This window comes from Streptomyces sp. NPDC058086, from assembly GCF_042885015.1.
Classification (GTDB): domain Bacteria; phylum Actinomycetota; class Actinomycetes; order Streptomycetales; family Streptomycetaceae; genus Streptomyces.
The window spans coordinates 99,631-116,769 of the sequence record NZ_JBHVST010000006.1; the positions used below are offsets into that span (position 1 = coordinate 99,631).

Genomic DNA, 17,139 nt, shown 5'->3' on the forward strand with positions numbered 1-17,139 from the left:
CACCTTCATCAGAGGAAGTAGAGGCGGTTGAGGGAGACCGAGTCGGCGGGCTCGGAGCGCAGCGGGTCGCCGTCGAGGGTGACCAGGCCGGTGCGCTGGTCGACGTCGACGGATCCGGTACGGGAGTTGAGGCGCAGGTCGGCGGGGCCGATCCCGCGGGTGCCGCGCACGGCGACCCGGCGCCGGCGTGTCGGCATGAGGTCGTTGCCCTGGTCGAGCGCGGCCTGGGCGACGAAGGCGACCGAGATCTCGGCGGGCGTCGCGCCGTGCGCCCCGAACTGGGGCCCCAGGACGAGGGGTTCGCAGGTGTCGGTGGCGGCGTTCGGGTCGCCGACGACACCGTACGCCGGGAAGCCGGACTTGAGGACGAGCTGCGGCTTGGCGCCGAAGAACTCCGGGCGCCACAGGACGATGTCGGCGAGCTTGCCGACCTCGATCGAGCCGACCTCGTGGGCGAGTCCGTGCGCGATGGCGGGGTTGATGGTGAGCTTGGCCATGTAGCGCAGGACGCGCTCGTTGTCGTGGTCCACGTCCGCCGGGGCGCCGCGCTCGGCCTTCATCTTCCCGGCCATCGCGAAGGTGCGGCGTACGGTCTCGCCCGCGCGTCCCATGCCCTGCGCGTCCGAGGAGGTGATCCCGATCGCGCCCAGGTCGTGCAGCACGTCCTCGGCGCCCATGGTCCCGGCGCGGATCCGGTCGCGGGCCATGGCCGCGTCGCCGGGCAGGTCGGTCTTCAGGTCGTGGACGGAGACGATCATGCCGTAGTGCTCGGCGACCGCGTCCCGGCCGAAGGGCAGGGTGGGGTTGGTGGAGGAGCCGATGACGTTCGGGACTCCCGCCATCTTCAGGACGTTCGGTACGTGCCCGCCGCCGCAGCCCTCGATGTGGAAGGCGTGGATGGTCCGGCCTTCGAGGACGCGCAGGGTGTCCTCGACCGACAGGCATTCGTTCAGCCCGTCGCTGTGCAGGGCGACCTGGACGTCGTGCTCCTCGGCGACGCGCAGCGCGGTGTCGAGGGCGCGGGTGTGGGCGCCCATGTCCTCGTGGACCTTGAAGCCGCTCGCGCCGCCCTCGGCCAGGGCCTCGACGAGGGGGGCGGCGTCGGAGGACGAACCCCGGCCCAGGAAGCCGATGTTGACCGGCCAGGCGTCGAAGGCGTTGAAGGCGTGGCGCAGCGCCCAGGGCGAGTTGACGCCGACGCCCCACACCGGCCCGAACTCCTGGCCGATGATCGTGGTGACGCCGGAGGCGAGCGAGGCCTCCATGATGCGCGGCGACAGCAGGTGCACGTGGGTGTCGACGGCTCCGGCGGTGGCGATCAGTCCCTCGCCCGAGACGATCGACGTCCCCGTACCGACCACGACGTCGACCCCGTCGAGGGTGTCGGGGTTCCCGGCCCGTCCGATCGAGCAGATCCGCCCCTCGCGGATGCCGATGGAGACCTTGCGGATCCCCTGGGCCGCGTCGATCACCACCACGTTGCTGATGACGACGTCGCAGGTCTCGCGGACGGCGGCGGCCTTGAGGTGCAGTCCGTCGCGGGCGGTCTTGCCGAAACCGGCGAGGAACTCGTCGCCGTAGCGCTGGGCGTCGGACTCGACGCGGATGGTCAGCCCTGAGTCACCGAGGCGGACGCGGTCGCCGGCGCGGGGGCCGTGGGTGGCTGCGTACTCGTAAGGATTCATCGCCGCTCAGCTCCCTCGTTCTCCCCGACGCCCCCGGCATCTCCGGTGTCCCCGGCGTCTCCCGCATCTCCCGCATCTCCCGCATCTCCCGCATCTCCGGCGTCCCCAGCGTCTCCGGCGTCCCCGGCGTCCCCGGCATCTCCGGGATCCCCGGCATCACCGGCCCCGAGGTACCCGCAGGCGGCGGCCCTGCGCAGGGCCTCCTCCCTGGCTCCGGGTGCGTCCAGCGGCCCGTCGACCAGTCCCGCGAAGCCGATGGCGATCCGCTCACCACCGATGGGCAGCAGCCCGACCTCGGCGCTCTCCCCCGGCCCGAAGCGCACGGAGGACCCGGCGGGGACCGCGAGCCGCATCCCGTAGGCCGCCGCCCGCGGGAAGTCGAGCCGCGGGTTGGTCTCGAAGAAGTGGAAGTGCGAGGTGACGGAGACAGGAACGGTCGCGGTGTTGGTGACGGTCAGCCGGACGACCGCGGCGGGCTCGGCATGCTCCGGCCCCGGCAGCAGCGCGCCGGGCGCCCGCTCCCCCAGCCCGCCCCCGAGGGGGTCGCTGACGATCGCGAGCCGGGACCCGTCGTCGAAGACGGCCTCGACATGCACCTCGGTGACGACGTCGGCGACGCCCGGCAGGACGTCGTCCGGGCCGAGCACCGCCCGGGCCGCCGCGATCGCCTCGGCGAGCCGACGCCCGTCCCGGGCCGCCTCGCACACGGTGTCCGCGATGAGGGCGGTCGCCTCGGGGACGTTCAGCCTGAGGCCCCGGGCCCGGCGGGCACGGGCCAGCTCGGCGGCCCCGAAGAGCAGCAGCCGGTCACGTTCCGTGGGGGTCAGTCTCATGTCCGGGCACCTCCTTGCCTTCCTCAATTTAGAACACCACTCTAAACAAGAGATTCGTGGAACGGAACGATTGACATCCAGAATCTGGTCACAGACATTGAACGTCGCTCTAACTCTCAGGCGGCCGTCGAAGGAGACCAGCCATGCCGATCGAACAGCGCGGAGTCGACACCATCCCCGACGAGGAACGGACCAGCGGGCCGGGGGACCTCGTCTCGATCCTGCTGGGATCGAACCTCTGTCTGGGCGTGATCATCTTCGGCTGGCTGCCACCCTCCTTCGGGCTCGACTGGTGGTCGTCGGTGAGCGCGATCGTGGCGGGCACGGTGATCGGCACGGCGCTCACCGCGCCGCTCGCGCTGGTGTCCCTGCGTACGGCGACGAACCTCTCCACCTCCTCCGGCGCCCAGTTCGGCGTGCGCGGACGGCTGGTCGGCTCGGTCGTCGGGCTGCTGCTCGCCCTCGGCTACACCGCGCTGACCGTCTGGATCGGCGGCGATGTGATGGTGAGCGTGCTCGGCCGCCTGTTCGGGCTGCCGGCGAACGGGCTGTCGTACGCCGTCGTGTACGCCGTCCTCGCCGCCGCCACCGTCGCGGGCGCGGTGTACGGCTACCGCGTGCTGCTCGCGATGTCCCGGGTCCTCGCGGTCGGCATGACCGCGCTCCTCGCGCTCGGTGTGCTCGCCTACGCGCCGCACTTCACCACCGCCGCGCTCCCGGAGACCGGCGGCTATCTGCTGGGCTCGTTCTGGCCGACCTGGCTGCTGGCGGCGGTCGCGGCGGGCCTGTCCGGACCGATCGCGTTCATCACCCTGCTCGGCGACTACACGCGCTACATCTCCCCGTCCCGGCACTCCTCCCGTACGGTCCTGCACGCCACCTGGCTGGGCCTGATCGCCGGGCTGCTGGTCCCGCAGCTCTTCGGCACCTTCACGGCGTACGCGGCCCGCGCGGCCCTCGACTACGCGGGGCCGCTGGTCTCCGCCTCCCCCACCTGGTACCTGGTCCCGCTGCTGCTCGCCGCCTCCGCCGGGTCGGTCGGCAACGCGGGCCTGATGCTGTACTCCATGGGCCTGGACCTGGACGCGATCCTGCCGAAGGCCTCGCGCGCCCGGGCCACGCTCACGGTCGCCGTCGTCGCCACCGTCTGTGTCTTCGTCGGCCACTACGCCTGGAACGCGCAGTCCGCGATGACGTCCTTCGTCCTTCTCCTGACCGCCATCGGCACCCCGTGGGCGGTCATCACCCTCATCGGCTTCGCCCGTTGCCGCGGAATCTACGACCCGGACGCCCTCCAGGTCTTCAACCGCCGCTCCCGCGGCGGGATCTACTGGTACCGCGCCGGCTGGAACGTCCAGGCGACGGTCTCCTGGGCACTGGGCGCGTTCGCCGGCCTCCTCGCCGTCTCCCTCCCTTCGTACCAGGGACCGCTGCTGTCCCTCACCGGTGGAGTGGACTGCAGCTTCGTCCTGTCAGGGCTGGTCGGCGGCCTCGTCTACGTGGCCCTCTCGCCGAAGCGGGCGTCACACCGGGTCGAGGCCGGGCAGGAACTGGCTCGCGCCGAAAGCGGGCTTTAGGTCGCTGAACCAGGTGGCGTTCTCGTCGTAGGCGGCGAAGAACGGGCGGCCCACCAGCTCCGGATCGCGGGCCTGGATGAGATGGAGCACGAAGACCTTCTCGCCGGCCACCTCCGTGATCCCGTCCACGCACACCTTGCCCGGCATCGCCGACATGACCGGGCCGCGCACGGTCCGCGCCAGGCCTGACACCTGGGCGTAGGCGTCGCGGAAGATCTGGTGACCGCGGGCGAGCGGCACCCCGAAGTAGCCCTGCGGGCCGGTGTCCCGCTCCACGAACTGGTAGTACGGCACCGCCCCCAGCGCGGTCGTCTCGTTCCACAGCCCGGCCCACGCCTCGGCACTGTCGTTGATGCCCCTGACCAGCGGCCCCTGGCAGCGGACCACGGCACCCGTGTCACGCACCCGGCGCATCGCCTCGCGCACCACCGGGGGCCGCAGCTCCTGGGGATGGGTGAAGTGGGCCATCAGCGCGAGGTGGCGGCCGCTCGCGACGACCTTCTCGAACAGGCGCAGCACGTCGTCGGCGTCGCGGTCGGTGAGGAAACGGTACGGCCAGAAGGCGAGCGACTTGGTGCCGATGCGGATCGACTGGATCGACTCGATCTCCAGGAGCGGTTCGACGTAGCGGCGCAGCACCTCGGTGCTCATCACCATCGGGTCGCCACCCGTGATGAGCGCGCTGGTGACCTCCGGGTGGGCGCGCAGATAGGCGGACGTGGCGCCGATGTCGTCGGTGGCGATGCGCAGGTCGGACTCGCCGACGAACTGGGGCCAGCGGAAGCAGTACGTGCAGTAGGCGTGGCAGGTCTGGCCCTGGCGCGGGAAGATCAGCACCGTTTCCGGGTACTTGTGCTGGAGGCCGGTGAGGCGCCGCCCCTCGTGCACGGGGACGTTGGCGTCGAGCTGCCCGGAGGGATGCGGGTTGAGCTTCATCCGGATCTCGTGCGCCGCGCGCAGGACCTCGGCCTTCGGGGCGTCCCGCGCCAGCAGCTCCGCCATCTGCCTGAGGTCGGGCTCGGGCAGCATCTCGGCCTGCGGGAACGTCAGCCGGAAGATGGGGTCGTCGGGCACGGCCGTCCAGTCGATCAGCTCATCGACCACGTGGGTGTTCGTACGGAACGGCAGGACGGCCGCCACCGCCCGCAGGGCTAGTCGCTCGGTGGGCGGCAGGGACACGCGCCGCAGCAGGCCGTCCAGGTCACGGGGTGTGAAGGCGCGAAAGCGGGGGCTCGGGTGCGAAGACCGGGAGCTGGTGTCCGAAGACCGGAGGCTCAGGTGCGCGGAACCGGGTCTCGCGGGCTGAGCGGGGTGGAGCGCTGAACTCATGTGTGCCGGGGCCTCTATTCCCTGACCAGGACCGACGGCCGCAACTCGACGAAGGCGCCCGCGGACGCATCGTACTTCTCCGCGAAGCGCTGCATGAGCAGCCGGTGAAGCTCACTTTCGTCGTCGACGACGATCAGTTCGTGCGCGCCCTGCACGCCCAAGGCCTCGCTGTACGCGGAGAGTTGATCGAGGCGGTGGCGGGCCATGTACGACACGAGGTCATGTCCGGCGACGTACAGACAGTCGTCCACATAGACGAAGCGACAGCTGAACTCCCGGCGGCCGTCGGTCGCGTCGACCAGGGTCACCGGCAGATGGGTGAACCGCTCCATCCGCTTGCTCTGCTGCCACAGTTCGTCGAAGCGCTGTTCGACGAAGGTGCCGAGCGGGGAGCGGACGGCGACTTCGAGCTGGACGCCTTCGCCGGAGAGGCGCCCGACGGTGAGGAAGGAGACCAGGGAGCGCTCGTCCCAGCGGTAGAGGGTCACGCCGGGGGACGCGGAGCAGAGGCGTACTTCGAGGAGCTGGCGGGAGTTCTCGTCGAGCCGGAGCGCGAACCGGTCCAGCGTGCGCAGGTTGCGCATGATGTCGCGGCGGATGTCGGCACTCTGCTCGCCCAGCTCACGGCCGCGCAGGATGACCGCGAGGGAGTCGGGGTCGAGGAGGAGGATCTGCACGCGGGCGCCGTGCCCGGTGGCCGCCTTGATGCCGCGGAAGAGACGCTCGGAGAACTGCGGGCCGAACACGTTGGAGAAGGTGTCGAGGACCTTCACGTTCGAGGTCGAGCCGTAGACCTGGGCGCTGAACCACTCGTAGTCCAGCCGGGTGTGTTCGCGGACCCGGCCCTCCTGGGCGCGGCTGATCAGCGGGCCGATCACGAAGACGGTGACGACGACGCCGACGATGTCGGTGCCGAGGTTGAGGGTGAGGTTCTCCTCGTAGTTGTCCATCCGCGAGCTGCTCCAGAGGAGGAGTGCGGCGACGGCGGCGAGGAGGACGAGGACCGTGAGGCTCTGGGGGCGGCGTGGGGTGCGTAAGGTGCGCAGCAGCCGGTGCAGTCGTGGTATCGGCGACCCTGCGCTCACCTGCGCTCCCTCCGTGGCCGTGCGGGCACACGGGAGGGCGGCACGCTCCCCCCGTGGAATCTGTGGATACCCGTGTCACGGAGCAGCTACGCGTCGAACGAACCGCCGGTCCCCGCACTCCTGTTGGGGAGAGGGGGACCGGCAGGGGGCGTCGGGCACCGGGGACCGACGGGCGCGAGGGTCGCGAGGGTCGTCCTAGCCCAGCGGGTGCATCCAGCCGTGCTTGTCCACGCTGATGCCGCGCTGGATGTCCAGAAGCGCCTCGCGCAGCTTCAGGGTGACCTCGCCGGGCTCGCCGCCGGACTGCTGCCACTCGGTGCCGGTGCGCTTGACCGTGCCGACAGGGGTGATGACCGCGGCCGTGCCGCAGGCGAAGACCTCCGTCAGGGTGCCGTTCTCCGCGTCGCGCTGCCACTGGTCGATGGAGACGCGGCCCTCCTCGGAGGTGTAGCCGAGGTCGCGGGCGACGGTGAGGAGGGAGTCGCGGGTGACGCCCTCCAGGATGGAGCCGGTGAGGGAGGGGGTGATGATCTTGTCCCCGTACACGAAGTACAGGTTCATGCCGCCGAGCTCCTCGATCCACTTGTGCTCGACCGCGTCGAGGTAGCAGACCTGGTCGCAGCCCTTCGCCGCGGCTTCGGCCTGGGCGAGGAGGGAGGCCGCGTAGTTGCCGCCGGTCTTGGCGTCGCCCATGCCGCCGGGGACGGCGCGCACATGGTCCTCGGAGAGCCAGATCGACACCGGCTTCACGCCGCCCGCGAAGTACGCGCCCGCGGGGGACGCGATGACGAGGAAGAGGTACTCGTTGGCGGGCTTCACACCCAGGCCGACCTCGGTCGCGATCATGAACGGACGCAGGTAGAGGGACTCCTCGCCGCCATGGGCGGGGACCCAGGCGCGGTCCTGCTGGACCAGCAGGTCACAGGCCTCGATGAACGTCTCCACGGGCAGCTCCGGCATGCCGAGCCGGCGGGCGGAGGACTGGAAGCGCCGGGCGTTCTTGTCCGGGCGGAAGGTGGCGACGGAGCCGTCGGGCTGGCGGTAGGCCTTGAGGCCCTCGAAGATCTCCTGCGCGTAGTGCAGGGTCATGTTCGCGGGGTCGAGGGAGAGCGGGCCGTACGGAACGAGCTGGCCGTCGTGCCAGCCGCGGCCCTCGGTCCACTTGATCGTCACCATGTGGTCGGTGAAGTGGCGGCCGAACCCGGGGTTGGCGAGGATCGCCTCGCGCTCCGCCGCGGAGCGGGGCTGCGAAGAGGGCTTGAGCTCGATCGTGGGCGTCGTCATGTGGTTGTCCTTCACCGGTTGTGTGTGACGGGCCGCGCTCACGCCCGTACTGCCAGTGGCCAGTACTAGGACGTCCGAGCATTCCCTCATTCCCGCGGCTCCGCGTTCGATTATCGCGCGCGCGAAGCCGTGGACGAAACGGGGTGAAGACGGCCCAGGGGGTACCCAGGGGTTGTCGATGGTGGCACCCGGCGAGGGCATAGGAAAAGCCACCGGGTGCGGATGCGACCCGGCGGCTCCTACGAGACGTAAGTGGCGTGGGGGTCCCCCCACGCCCTTAAGGCAGTGAGGGAGGGTCAGCCGGCTACTCGTACGGCGAGCGCGTCGCCGATTTCCTCGGTGCTGCGGGCGGGCTTGCCCACGCGCTCGGCGAGGTCGGCCGAGACGGCGTCCTCGATGCGGGCGGCCTCGGCCTCGTAGCCGAGGTGGCGCAGCAGGAGGGCGACGGACAGGACGGTGGCGCTGGGGTCGGCCTTGCCCTGGCCCGCGATGTCGGGCGCCGAGCCGTGTACGGGCTCGAACATCGAGGGGAACTCGCCGGAGGGGTTGATGTTCCCGCTCGCGGCCACGCCGATGCCGCCGGAGACGGCCGCGGCGAGGTCGGTGATGATGTCGCCGAAGAGGTTGTCGGTGACGATCACGTCGAAGCGCGCGGGGTCCGTGACGAGGTAGATCGTCGCGGCGTCCACGTGGATGTAGTCCGTGGTGACCTCGGGGAACTCCTCGGCCACCTTGTTGAAGACGTTCGTCCAGAGGTGACCGGCGAAGGTCAGCACGTTGTTCTTGTGGACCAGCGTCAGCTTCTTGCGCGGGCGGGCCTGGGCGCGGGCGAAGGCGTCACGGACGACACGCTCGACACCGAAGGCCGTGTTGACGGAGACCTCGGTGGCGACCTCGTGCTCGGTGCCCTTGCGGATCGTGCCGCCGTTGCCCGTGTACGGACCCTCGGTGCCCTCGCGGACCACGACGAAGTCGATCTCCGGCTGGCCGGCCAGCGGGGTGGCGACACCCGGAAGGAGCTTCGACGGACGCAGGTTGACGTGGTGGTCGAAGGCGAAGCGGAGCTTGAGCAGGAAGCCGCGCTCCAGGACGCCGGACGGGACCGAGGGGTCGCCGATCGCGCCGAGCAGGATCGCGTCATGCTGCTTGAGGGCGTCGAGGTCGGCCTCGGTGAGGGTCTCACCGGTGGCGTGGTAGCGCTTGGCCCCGAAGTCGAACTCCTTGGTCTCCAGCTTCACATCCTGCGGAAGGACGGCGGAGAGCACCTTCAGCCCCTGGGCCACGACCTCCTGGCCGATGCCGTCACCGGGGATCACTGCGAGATTGATGCTGCGAGACATGAAGGCACCGTACTCCGTGTCCCATGGAATGACACGATGCGTCCGCCATCCGGACATGGTCGGGGTGTCGCGGATCGTTTCGTCGACGTGCGTTCACCCGTACGTATGGCGGGCGTTGGGACTTGCTGGGAAGTTCACCGACATGGACCTTCCCGACTTCGGCATTCCGCAGCAGCTCGCGAGCCGGATGAGCATGGCGGAGCAGTACGAGTACCTGCGTACGAAGCTCACGAGGCGCCGCGCCCTGGTGTCGGCGGGTGCGTTCGCGGGCGGCGGGCTGCTGGCCGGCTGCTCGTCCCCGTCGGGGACAGTGACGCGCGGCTCCGCCCCGGGCACGAGCGTCACCGGGCAGGTGCACGGTTCTGTCGTCACCCCCTTCGGCCGTCATCTCGCCTTCGGCGCCGACCCGAAGAGCCAGATGCGGGTCTCCTGGCAGGTGCCGCTCGCGGTCCGGAGGCCGTATCTGCGGGTGGGCACGCATCCCGGACAGCTGAGCCGGAAGGTCGAGGCCGAGGTCCGCGCCCTGCACACGCCGGGGGTCACGGGCGTACGGCTGGCACTGGACCAGTACTACGTGCACGCGGCCCTGGACGGTCTGAAGCCCGGCACGACGTACTACTACGGCGTCGGCCACGACGGCTTCGACCCGGCCTCACCGGCGCACAGGTCGACCGTCGGCTCCTTCCGCACGGCGCCCGCGAACCCGGAGAAGTTCGTGTTCACCGCCTTCGGCGACCAGGGCGTCAGCTCGGCCGCGCTCGCCAACGACAAGGTGCTGCTGCGCCAGAAGCCCGCCTTCCACCTCCACGCGGGTGACATCTGCTACGCGGACGGGACCGGGCGCGGCAAGAAGTCGGACGGGTTCGACCCCGGGTACTGGGACCTGTTCCTCAAGCAGACCGAGCCGGTGGCGAAGTCGGTGCCGTGGATGGTGACGACCGGCAACCACGACATGGAGGCCTGGTACTCGCCGGACGGCTACGGCGGCCAGGCGGCCCGTTTCTCCCTCCCTGACAGCGGCTTCGACCCCCGGACGGCACCGGGCGTCTACTCCTTCACCTACGGCAACGTCGGCATCGTTGCACTGGACGCGAACGACGTGTCGTACGAGATTCCCGCCAACCAGGGCTACACGGGCGGGAAGCAGACGAAGTGGCTGGACAGGAAGCTGGGCGAGCTGCGTGCCTCGGCGGCGGTGGACTTCATCGTGGTCTTCTTCCACCACTGCGCCTATTCGACGTCCGCGCACGCCTCCGACGGCGGGGTGCGCGCGGCGTGGCTGCCGCTGTTCAGCAAGCACCAGGTGGACCTGGTGATCAACGGGCACAACCATGTGTACGAGCGGACGGATGCCGTCAAGAAGGGCGCGGTGGGCCGTGCGGTGCCGGTGGGCGGCTCGACGGATCCGACGCGGGACGGGATCGTCTACGTCACCGCGGGCGGCGGCGGCAAGGATCTGTACGGCTTCCCGTCGGGCGTGAAGGACAGCTACGAGGGGCACGTCGGCCGCCACGAGTCCGTGAGCAGCTTCCACTGGACCAAGTCGCAGGACCAGCAGCGGGAGACGGTGGAGTGGTCCCGGGTGCGGTACGCCGGCTTCTCCTTCCTCTCGGTGGAGGCGGAGGCGGGCACGGCGCCCCGGCTCAAGGTGTCGGCGCTCGCGGAGAGCGGCAGGCGCATCGACCACTTCGAGGTGCGGCGCGGTGGCTGAGCGCACGGCAGCGGCTCGGCACTCCGGGGTGCGGCGCGGGGCGTGAACCCCGCGCCGCACCCCGTGCGGGTGCGGCTCCCGGTACGAAAGGTGGTGCGGGCGGGTCAGTGACCCGTCTCGCCGCCGTTGTCCCTGCGGTCGAGGGCGCGCTGGAGGGCGGCGGCCGCGTTCTTACGGTCGGACTCACTCGTGCGGGACACGTGGCGGACTCGGCGGACGGTCGTCTCGGCCATGATGGATCGACTCCTTGCCTCCGGAAAGCGGCCCGGAACGGACCACCGGAAGTGCGATGAGGAAGGGATACGAGACGCCGGGGCGGGGATCGGTGCCGCAGGGGTTGCCTGCCAGGGGCACCGGCTCACGACCGCCATTCGCTTGGTCTAGCGAGACGTTCGGCTCCTACAAAACTAAGCGAGGAAGGAGCATCTGTCTCCACAGTTAGTCGGACTTCCTACTATCTGAGACGGTGGATTGGGTCACACGGCCCTGAGCTGGGACAACAGTTCGCGCGGCATCGCCCGCCGCCGGGTGCAGCCGCAGGGCGCCCGCCGTCGGAACAAGACACAGCACGCCGAGCACCACGAACGCGACGGCGTACGCCGAGCGCGTCCCGTCCGTCAGCGCCGCGCCCCCGCGCAGCGCGACGGCGGTGACGGCCACGCCCAGCCCCGCGGCCAGTTGGTGGGAGGTCGCGAAGAGGGCGTTGGCGTCGCGCAGCCGCTCCGGCGGGGTCTCACTGAAGGCGATGGTCGCGTAGCCGCTGAGGCCGACCGAACGGGCGACACCGGAGAGCACCGCGACGACCGCGATCACCGCGACCGGCGTCTCCCGCGTGAACAGCGCGCAGGCCGTGGTGGTGACCGCGAGCCCGAGCGTGGAGACGATCAGCAGCGGACGGAAGCCGAAGCGGTTGATCAGATACGTGGTCGCGGGCTTGACCCCGATGTTCCCGACGAAGACGAACAGCACCACCGCGCCCGACTTCACCGCGCTCCAGCCGAACACCTCCTGGAAGAGCAGTGGGAGGAGGAAGGGGAGGGCGGCGACGACCGCCATGTAGAGCGAGCCGTCGAGCGCCGACGCGCGGAAGGACTGGACGTCCAGGGTGCGCAGGTTGACCAGCGGGTGCGGGGTGCGCAGCAGATGCCGTACGGCCGCGGTGAGCGCCACGGTGGCGATCGCGCCGACCGCCACCGTCTGCGCGGCGGATCCTCCGGTCTGGTCGGAGAGCAGGTGCGCGGTCCAGGTCAGGGCGGCGAGACCGGTGCAGGTGAGCAGGGTGCCGACGAGGTCCAGCGGGGGTGTCTCGTCCCGCGGGGCCGGTGCGATGAGGCGGTGCGCGACGAGCAGGGCGACCACGCCGAGGGGCACGTTCAGCAGGAAGATCCAGTGCCAGGAGGCGTACGTGGTGATCAGGCCCCCGAGCAGGGGCGCGAGCACCGGGGCGACGAGGCCGGGCCACACGATGTACGCGACCATGCGCGGCAGATCCCGCTTGGCGGTGCCGGTCAGGACGACCAGCCGGCCGACCGGCACCATCATGGCGCCGCCGACGCCCTGCATCACACGGGTGCCGACGAGCACGCCGAGGTTCGGGGCGAACGCGCAGGCCAGGGAGGCGAGGGTGAAGACCGTGATCGCGGCGAGAAAGACCCGGCGTGGGCCGAAGCGGGCGGTGAGCCAGCCGGAGAGGGGGATGAGAACAGCGAGGGTGACGAGGTAGGCGGTGATGACCAGGCCCACGGAAGTGGGGGCGGTGTGCAGGTCCCGGGCTATCTGCGGAGCCGCGGTCGACACGATCGTGCCGTCCAGCATCTCCATGAAGAAGCAGCCCGCGACGAGGAGCGCGGTCGCGGTGCCGCGCGGCTGAGAATCCGTCATGGGTCCAGGTTCGGGGCGCCCATTGCTGCACACAAGGTCCGATTGCTTCACGTAGCCTTGCGTCTCATGCAGCATTCAGCGCATGCGTCGTCCGGCTCCGGGCTGACCGCTCCCCTCCCCGACATGAACCTCCTGCCCGCCCTCGACGCCCTGCTGCGCGCGGGCAGCGTGGCGGGCGCGGCGGCCGAACTGAATGTCTCCCCCTCGGCGATGAGCCGCACCCTGGGCCGGCTGCGCCGGGTGGTCGGCGACCCGCTCCTCGTCCCGTCGGGGCGGGGTCTGACCCTGACGCCCCGCGCGCGGGAGATGCAGCCTCGGGTGCAGACGGCGCTGGCGGGCGCGGTGGCGGCGCTGCGACCGCCGACCGACGTCGAACTCTCCTCCCTTCGACGGGAGTTCAGAATCCGCACCAATGACGGGGTCGTCCTGTCCCTCGGCGCCCCGCTGCTGGAACTGGCGGCCCGGGAGGCACCCGGCGTACGGCTGCGACTGCTGCCCGAGGGTGAGGAGGACCCGGCGGATCTGCGCACCCATGTCGACCTGGACGTGGGCGAGTTGCCGGACCCGCTGCCGCACGACGTGCGCGCCTCGACGCTGCACGAACACCGGATGGTGGCGGTGGCGCGGGCCGGCGCGGAGTTCGCGCGCGAGCCGCTGACGCCTGAGCGGTTCGCCGCACTGCCGCACATCACGGTGACACGGCGCGGCCGGGCGCACAGCGTGGTGGACGAACGCCTCGCCGGGCTCGGCCTGCACCGCGACGTCCTGGCCACCGCCCCCACCTTCGGCGCGGCCTGCTTCTTCGTCCTGCGCACCGACGCCCTGGCGCTCGTCCCGGCGGAGGTCGCGAGGGAGGCGGAGCACTGGATGCCGCTGGCGGTGCTGGAGATCCCGCTGGACCTGCCGAGGTTCTCGACGGGCCAGGCATGGCACGTACGGCTGGACACGGATCCGGCGCACCGGTGGCTGCGGGGAGCGCTGGCGCGGGTGGCGGAGGAGGTGAGGTGCGCCGACAAAAATTGATCCTATCTCTGATGCGGTCGCACGCCTTGACAGGCCCAATGCGCACCTTCACTCTCACAATCATCGGATGACTACAGGAGATGACTGCGAGAAGGAGGGTTCCTGATGTCGGTCCAGTTACGGGCCCGCACCATCGTGTTGACGCTCTGTTCCACCCTGCTCGCCACGGCGGTGGCGGCGCTCCCCGCCCGCGCCGAGGGGTCGGCGCGGGCCGCCTGGGAGGTGAAGGGGCCGCACGGCTCCCCGACGGCGGTCGTCGCACTCGATCGGACCGACGGACATCCCACGCTCGCCGTGAGACGCGAGGGCAGAACGGTCCTGGAGCCATCCCCCCTCGGCCTGGTCACCGAACAGACCGACTTCTCCCGGGGGTTGACCCTCACCGGACGCTCCGAGCGCACGATCACCGAGCACTACACGAGCCCGACCGGCAAGTCCCGCGACCGCGTCGCCCGCATGACCGAGGCCCGCTTCCGCTTCCGCACCGCCGACGGCGCCCGGCTCGACCTGGTGACACGGGTCGCCCGCGACGGCGTCGCCTACCGCTACGTCCTGCCGCAGAGCCACGGCAACGTACTGCGCGAGGCCTCCGCCTTCACCCTCCCCACCGGCGCGAACGCCCTCCTCGGCGGCTACCGCGCCGACAACGAGCTCCGCTTCACCCGCTACGACTCCGCGGCGTCGGCGCCGGCGGGCGCGTACATGATGCAGGGCCTGTTCAGGACGGACGGGGGCAACGGCGCCGCCGCTGACGGCGACTACGCCCTGATCGCCGAGTCGGACGTCAACGGCACCTACGCGGGAGCCCACCTGACGCACGCCGCGGACTCGTCGACGTACGGGCTGAGCCTCTGGAACGACGAGCCGATCCTGACGTCCGGCCCGCTCACCACCCCCTGGCGCGCGATCGTCACCGGCGATCTCGCGACCGTCACCGAGTCGACGTTCATCGACGACCTCGCCCCGGCGTCCCGGGTCCGCGACACCTCGTGGATCAAGCCGGGCCCGGCGCTGTGGACCTGGCTGGCGGGCGGCAAGGAGGCCGGGCAGAGCCTGGCCGCGCAGGAGAAGTACGTGGACTACGCGGCCGAGCGCGGCTGGCCGTACGAAGTGGTGGACGCGGGCTGGTACTACAAGACCGGCGACTGGGAGGTGATCGATCCCCAGTGGCAGACGGACAGCTGGATGCCGGAGCTGGTGCGCTACGCGGCGGCCAAGGGCGTGGGCATCCATGTCTGGCTGCACTACAGCCTGCTGACCGATCCCGCCGAGCGTGAGAAGTGGCTTTCGACGCTGGCGGGTTGGGGTGTCAAGGGCGTGAAGATCGACTTCATGGACTCGGAGTCCCAGGAGCGGATGCGCTGGTACGACGATGTGCTGGAGTCCACGGCCCGCCACCACCTCATGGTGAACTTCCACGGCTCGACGATCCCCAAGGGCATCCAGCGCACCTGGCCGCAGGTCATGACGATGGAGGGGGTCGGCGGCGAGGAGAAGCGCAACAACACGGCGGAGCAGCTGGCCTCGCTCCCCTTCACCCGCAATGCCATCGGCTCCATGGACTTCACTCCGGGCGCCTTCCACCGCCCGTACCGCCCGAACGTCGCCTCGGACGCGGGTGAGCTCGGCCTGAGCGTCCTGTACGAGTCCGGGATCCAGAACCTCTCCGGCACCCCGGAGTCGTACGACGCGCGGCCCGAGGCCCGCCGCTATCTGGAGCAGCTTCCCGCGCGCTGGGAGGAGACCCGGCTGCTGACCGGCGATCCGGGCCGCTCGGCGGTCCTGGCCCGGCGCGCCGCCGACGGCAGGTGGTTCATCGGCGGCACGTTCACGGGCGCGGCCCGCACGGTCGACGTACCGATGCGGCTGGGCGCGGGCCGCTGGCTGGTGGAGACCCTGACGGACGGACCGTCGGGCCTGGCGCGCGAGACGCACGTCGTCCGGGGCGGCGGCACGCTGGCCGTACCGGTCGTGGCGGACGGCGGCTTCGCGGCGCTCGCCTGCCGCGCGCGCGAAGGCCGTACGACCTGCGAGAACTGACCCATCGAAGCGACACACCCCTCCCCTGACCCCGAGCGGGGTCAGGGGAGCCGCTCACGCACGACGACCGCCGACGGCTCAGAAGCGGATCGCCCACACGACTGATCCTCCGCGCGGCATGGGACATCGGGCTCCGGCAGGGGGAACGGTGACGTCATGAGCGACACGACCAAAGCACTGCTCGAGGGCGGCCCGGACGATCTGCCCGAGCGGATCGTCCCGATCCCGCCCCCTGGAACGGACGTGAAGATCGAGTTGCGCGGTGGATACGAACACTTCAGGGCGACCCCACGGCACACGGACACGCCGGAGGGCAGGCTGCCCGTGTACGAGTGGTGGGAGCGGACGGAGTTCGCCGGGTGACGCCATGTCCGCCGCGGCGAGGGACGGCGGATCACCGCAACGCCGCCGTCACCGCCTCCCGGAATCCCCTCGGGTCCTCGACCCACGGCAGGTGCCCGGCCTCCGGCAGGATCACCCGGCGTACCCGGGGCAGCGCCCTCTCCAGTGAGTCGACCGCCGAGCGCGGCCGGATGTCGAGCGCCCCGTCGACGACGACCACGGGCAGGTCGAGCTTCTCGCAGGCGGCGTACAGCTCCGGGGTGCCCCAGGTCCTTCTCCGCTCGGCGTTGAAGGCCTTGTTGCACTCGGTGCTGATGTCGAACCAGGGCTCGGTCATCCGCCGGGCATGCTCCAGGTCCCGCTCGCGGTCCACGAACTCGGCGGACCACTGCAGCACCGCACACTCCCGTTCCTCCGCCTCGGAGCGAACCGGACGGTCCGTCAACTCCCTCCAGAGGGCCAGGCGTTCGGGGCGCTCGCCCAGCCGGGCGAGGAGGTTCGCCTTGAAGCCGTCGAACCAGTCGGAGTCGGGTCCGATCCCCGTACCGCTCACATAGACCAGCGCGTTCACCCGCTCGGGATGGGCCAGCGCATGGCTCAGCACCAGCTGCGCGCCCCACGAGTGGCCGAGCAGCGTCATCCGCTCCAGCCCGAAGTGCCGGCGTACGGCCTCCAGGTCGGCGACGAACCGCTCGCTCGTCCAGGGCCCGGCGCTCCGCTCCGAGCGCCCGCAGCCTCGCTGGTCCCAGCGGACGACCGGGGTCACGTCGGCCAGTAGTTCCGTCACGTCGGTGAACATGTCCCACAGGCCGGGTCCGCCGTGGCACAGCACGAGCGGGGGGCCTTCGCCCGACCGCTCCGCCCACAGACGCACTCCGTCGTCGGTCTCGACCGTCTCACTTCGCGTCCGGGCCATGGGGAGATTCTGCCCGGAGACGTCCGAAGACACCCCGCCATGGAGACGGGCCGGGAAGCCTGCTCGGGGGTCAGGCTTCCCGGCCCGGGTTCG

General features: G+C 70.8%; 14 protein-coding genes. 5 read left to right on the plus strand and 9 right to left on the minus strand.

Going from position 1 to position 17,139, the window contains the following annotated elements; genetic code table 11:
* Positions 1-8: 8 nt before the first annotated feature.
* Positions 9-1,685 carry an urease subunit alpha gene (locus ACFVWD_RS06810; protein WP_095852443.1) on the minus strand — a complete coding sequence of 559 codons (1,677 nt, stop codon included), beginning with the start codon at positions 1,683-1,685 and terminating at the stop codon, positions 9-11.
* Entirely contained in the window at positions 1,682-2,518 is an 837-nt protein-coding gene (gene ureA, locus ACFVWD_RS06815) for an urease subunit gamma (protein ID WP_389594289.1), read from the minus strand. Before ureA ends, ACFVWD_RS06810 begins: the two co-directional genes overlap by 4 nt.
* A 143-nt stretch (positions 2,519-2,661) precedes the next feature.
* On the opposite strand from ureA, the gene ACFVWD_RS06820 reads away from it, so the two are divergent.
* Positions 2,662-4,095, plus strand: coding sequence for a cytosine permease (locus ACFVWD_RS06820; protein WP_382337935.1), 1,434 nt, complete (start codon positions 2,662-2,664; stop codon positions 4,093-4,095).
* On the opposite strand, the gene ACFVWD_RS06825 is transcribed toward ACFVWD_RS06820, so the two are convergent.
* From ACFVWD_RS06825 to ACFVWD_RS06840, 4 genes are all read right to left on the minus strand, one after another.
* On the minus strand, positions 4,042-5,274 hold the full coding sequence (locus ACFVWD_RS06825) for a KamA family radical SAM protein (protein ID WP_389594290.1): 1,233 nt from the start codon (positions 5,272-5,274) through the stop codon (positions 4,042-4,044). The two genes, ACFVWD_RS06820 and ACFVWD_RS06825, sit on opposite strands and share 54 nt — an antisense overlap.
* A 164-nt stretch (positions 5,275-5,438) precedes the next feature.
* Positions 5,439-6,509 (minus strand): hypothetical protein, encoded by a 1,071-nt coding sequence (locus ACFVWD_RS06830; RefSeq protein ID WP_389594291.1) that lies wholly within the window; start codon positions 6,507-6,509, stop codon positions 5,439-5,441.
* A gap of 195 nt (positions 6,510-6,704) precedes the next feature.
* Positions 6,705-7,793 (minus strand): branched-chain amino acid aminotransferase, encoded by a 1,089-nt coding sequence (locus tag ACFVWD_RS06835; protein WP_384911761.1) that lies wholly within the window; start codon positions 7,791-7,793, stop codon positions 6,705-6,707.
* Between the two features lie 296 nt (positions 7,794-8,089).
* Positions 8,090-9,133, minus strand: a complete 1,044-nt coding sequence (locus ACFVWD_RS06840) for a 3-isopropylmalate dehydrogenase (RefSeq protein ID WP_054234560.1) — start codon at positions 9,131-9,133, stop codon at positions 8,090-8,092.
* A 142-nt stretch (positions 9,134-9,275) separates the two neighbouring features.
* Here ACFVWD_RS06840 and ACFVWD_RS06845 point away from each other — a divergent pair, with 142 nt between their 5' ends.
* Positions 9,276-10,844, plus strand: a complete 1,569-nt coding sequence (locus ACFVWD_RS06845) for a purple acid phosphatase family protein (protein ID WP_389594292.1) — start codon at positions 9,276-9,278, stop codon at positions 10,842-10,844.
* A gap of 104 nt (positions 10,845-10,948) precedes the next feature.
* On the opposite strand, the gene ACFVWD_RS06850 is transcribed toward ACFVWD_RS06845, so the two are convergent.
* Both ACFVWD_RS06850 and ACFVWD_RS06855 read right to left on the minus strand, forming a co-directional pair.
* Complete coding sequence (locus ACFVWD_RS06850) at positions 10,949-11,077, minus strand: hypothetical protein (protein ID WP_097286358.1); 129 nt, start codon at positions 11,075-11,077, stop codon at positions 10,949-10,951.
* 205 nt (positions 11,078-11,282) lie between these two features.
* Complete coding sequence (locus ACFVWD_RS06855) at positions 11,283-12,725, minus strand: DHA2 family efflux MFS transporter permease subunit (RefSeq protein ID WP_389594293.1); 1,443 nt, start codon at positions 12,723-12,725, stop codon at positions 11,283-11,285.
* 66 nt (positions 12,726-12,791) lie between these two features.
* Here ACFVWD_RS06855 and ACFVWD_RS06860 point away from each other — a divergent pair, with 66 nt between their 5' ends.
* The 3 genes from ACFVWD_RS06860 (at position 12,792) to ACFVWD_RS06870 (ending at position 16,151) form a co-directional block, all read left to right on the plus strand.
* The gene (locus ACFVWD_RS06860; protein WP_389594294.1) at positions 12,792-13,748 is read left to right on the plus strand and encodes a LysR family transcriptional regulator; all 957 of its coding nucleotides are present in this window, start codon (positions 12,792-12,794) and stop codon (positions 13,746-13,748) included.
* 105 nt (positions 13,749-13,853) lie between these two features.
* Positions 13,854-15,788 carry a glycoside hydrolase family 97 catalytic domain-containing protein gene (locus ACFVWD_RS06865; protein ID WP_389594295.1) on the plus strand — a complete coding sequence of 645 codons (1,935 nt, stop codon included), beginning with the start codon at positions 13,854-13,856 and terminating at the stop codon, positions 15,786-15,788.
* Between the two features lie 156 nt (positions 15,789-15,944).
* Positions 15,945-16,151 carry a DUF5988 family protein gene (locus ACFVWD_RS06870; RefSeq protein ID WP_389594296.1) on the plus strand — a complete coding sequence of 69 codons (207 nt, stop codon included), beginning with the start codon at positions 15,945-15,947 and terminating at the stop codon, positions 16,149-16,151.
* A 31-nt stretch (positions 16,152-16,182) separates the two neighbouring features.
* Here the strand turns inward: ACFVWD_RS06870 and ACFVWD_RS06875 are convergent, their stop codons facing one another.
* Positions 16,183-17,046, minus strand: a complete 864-nt coding sequence (locus ACFVWD_RS06875) for an alpha/beta fold hydrolase (protein ID WP_389594297.1) — start codon at positions 17,044-17,046, stop codon at positions 16,183-16,185.
* Positions 17,047-17,139: the final 93 nt, after the last annotated feature.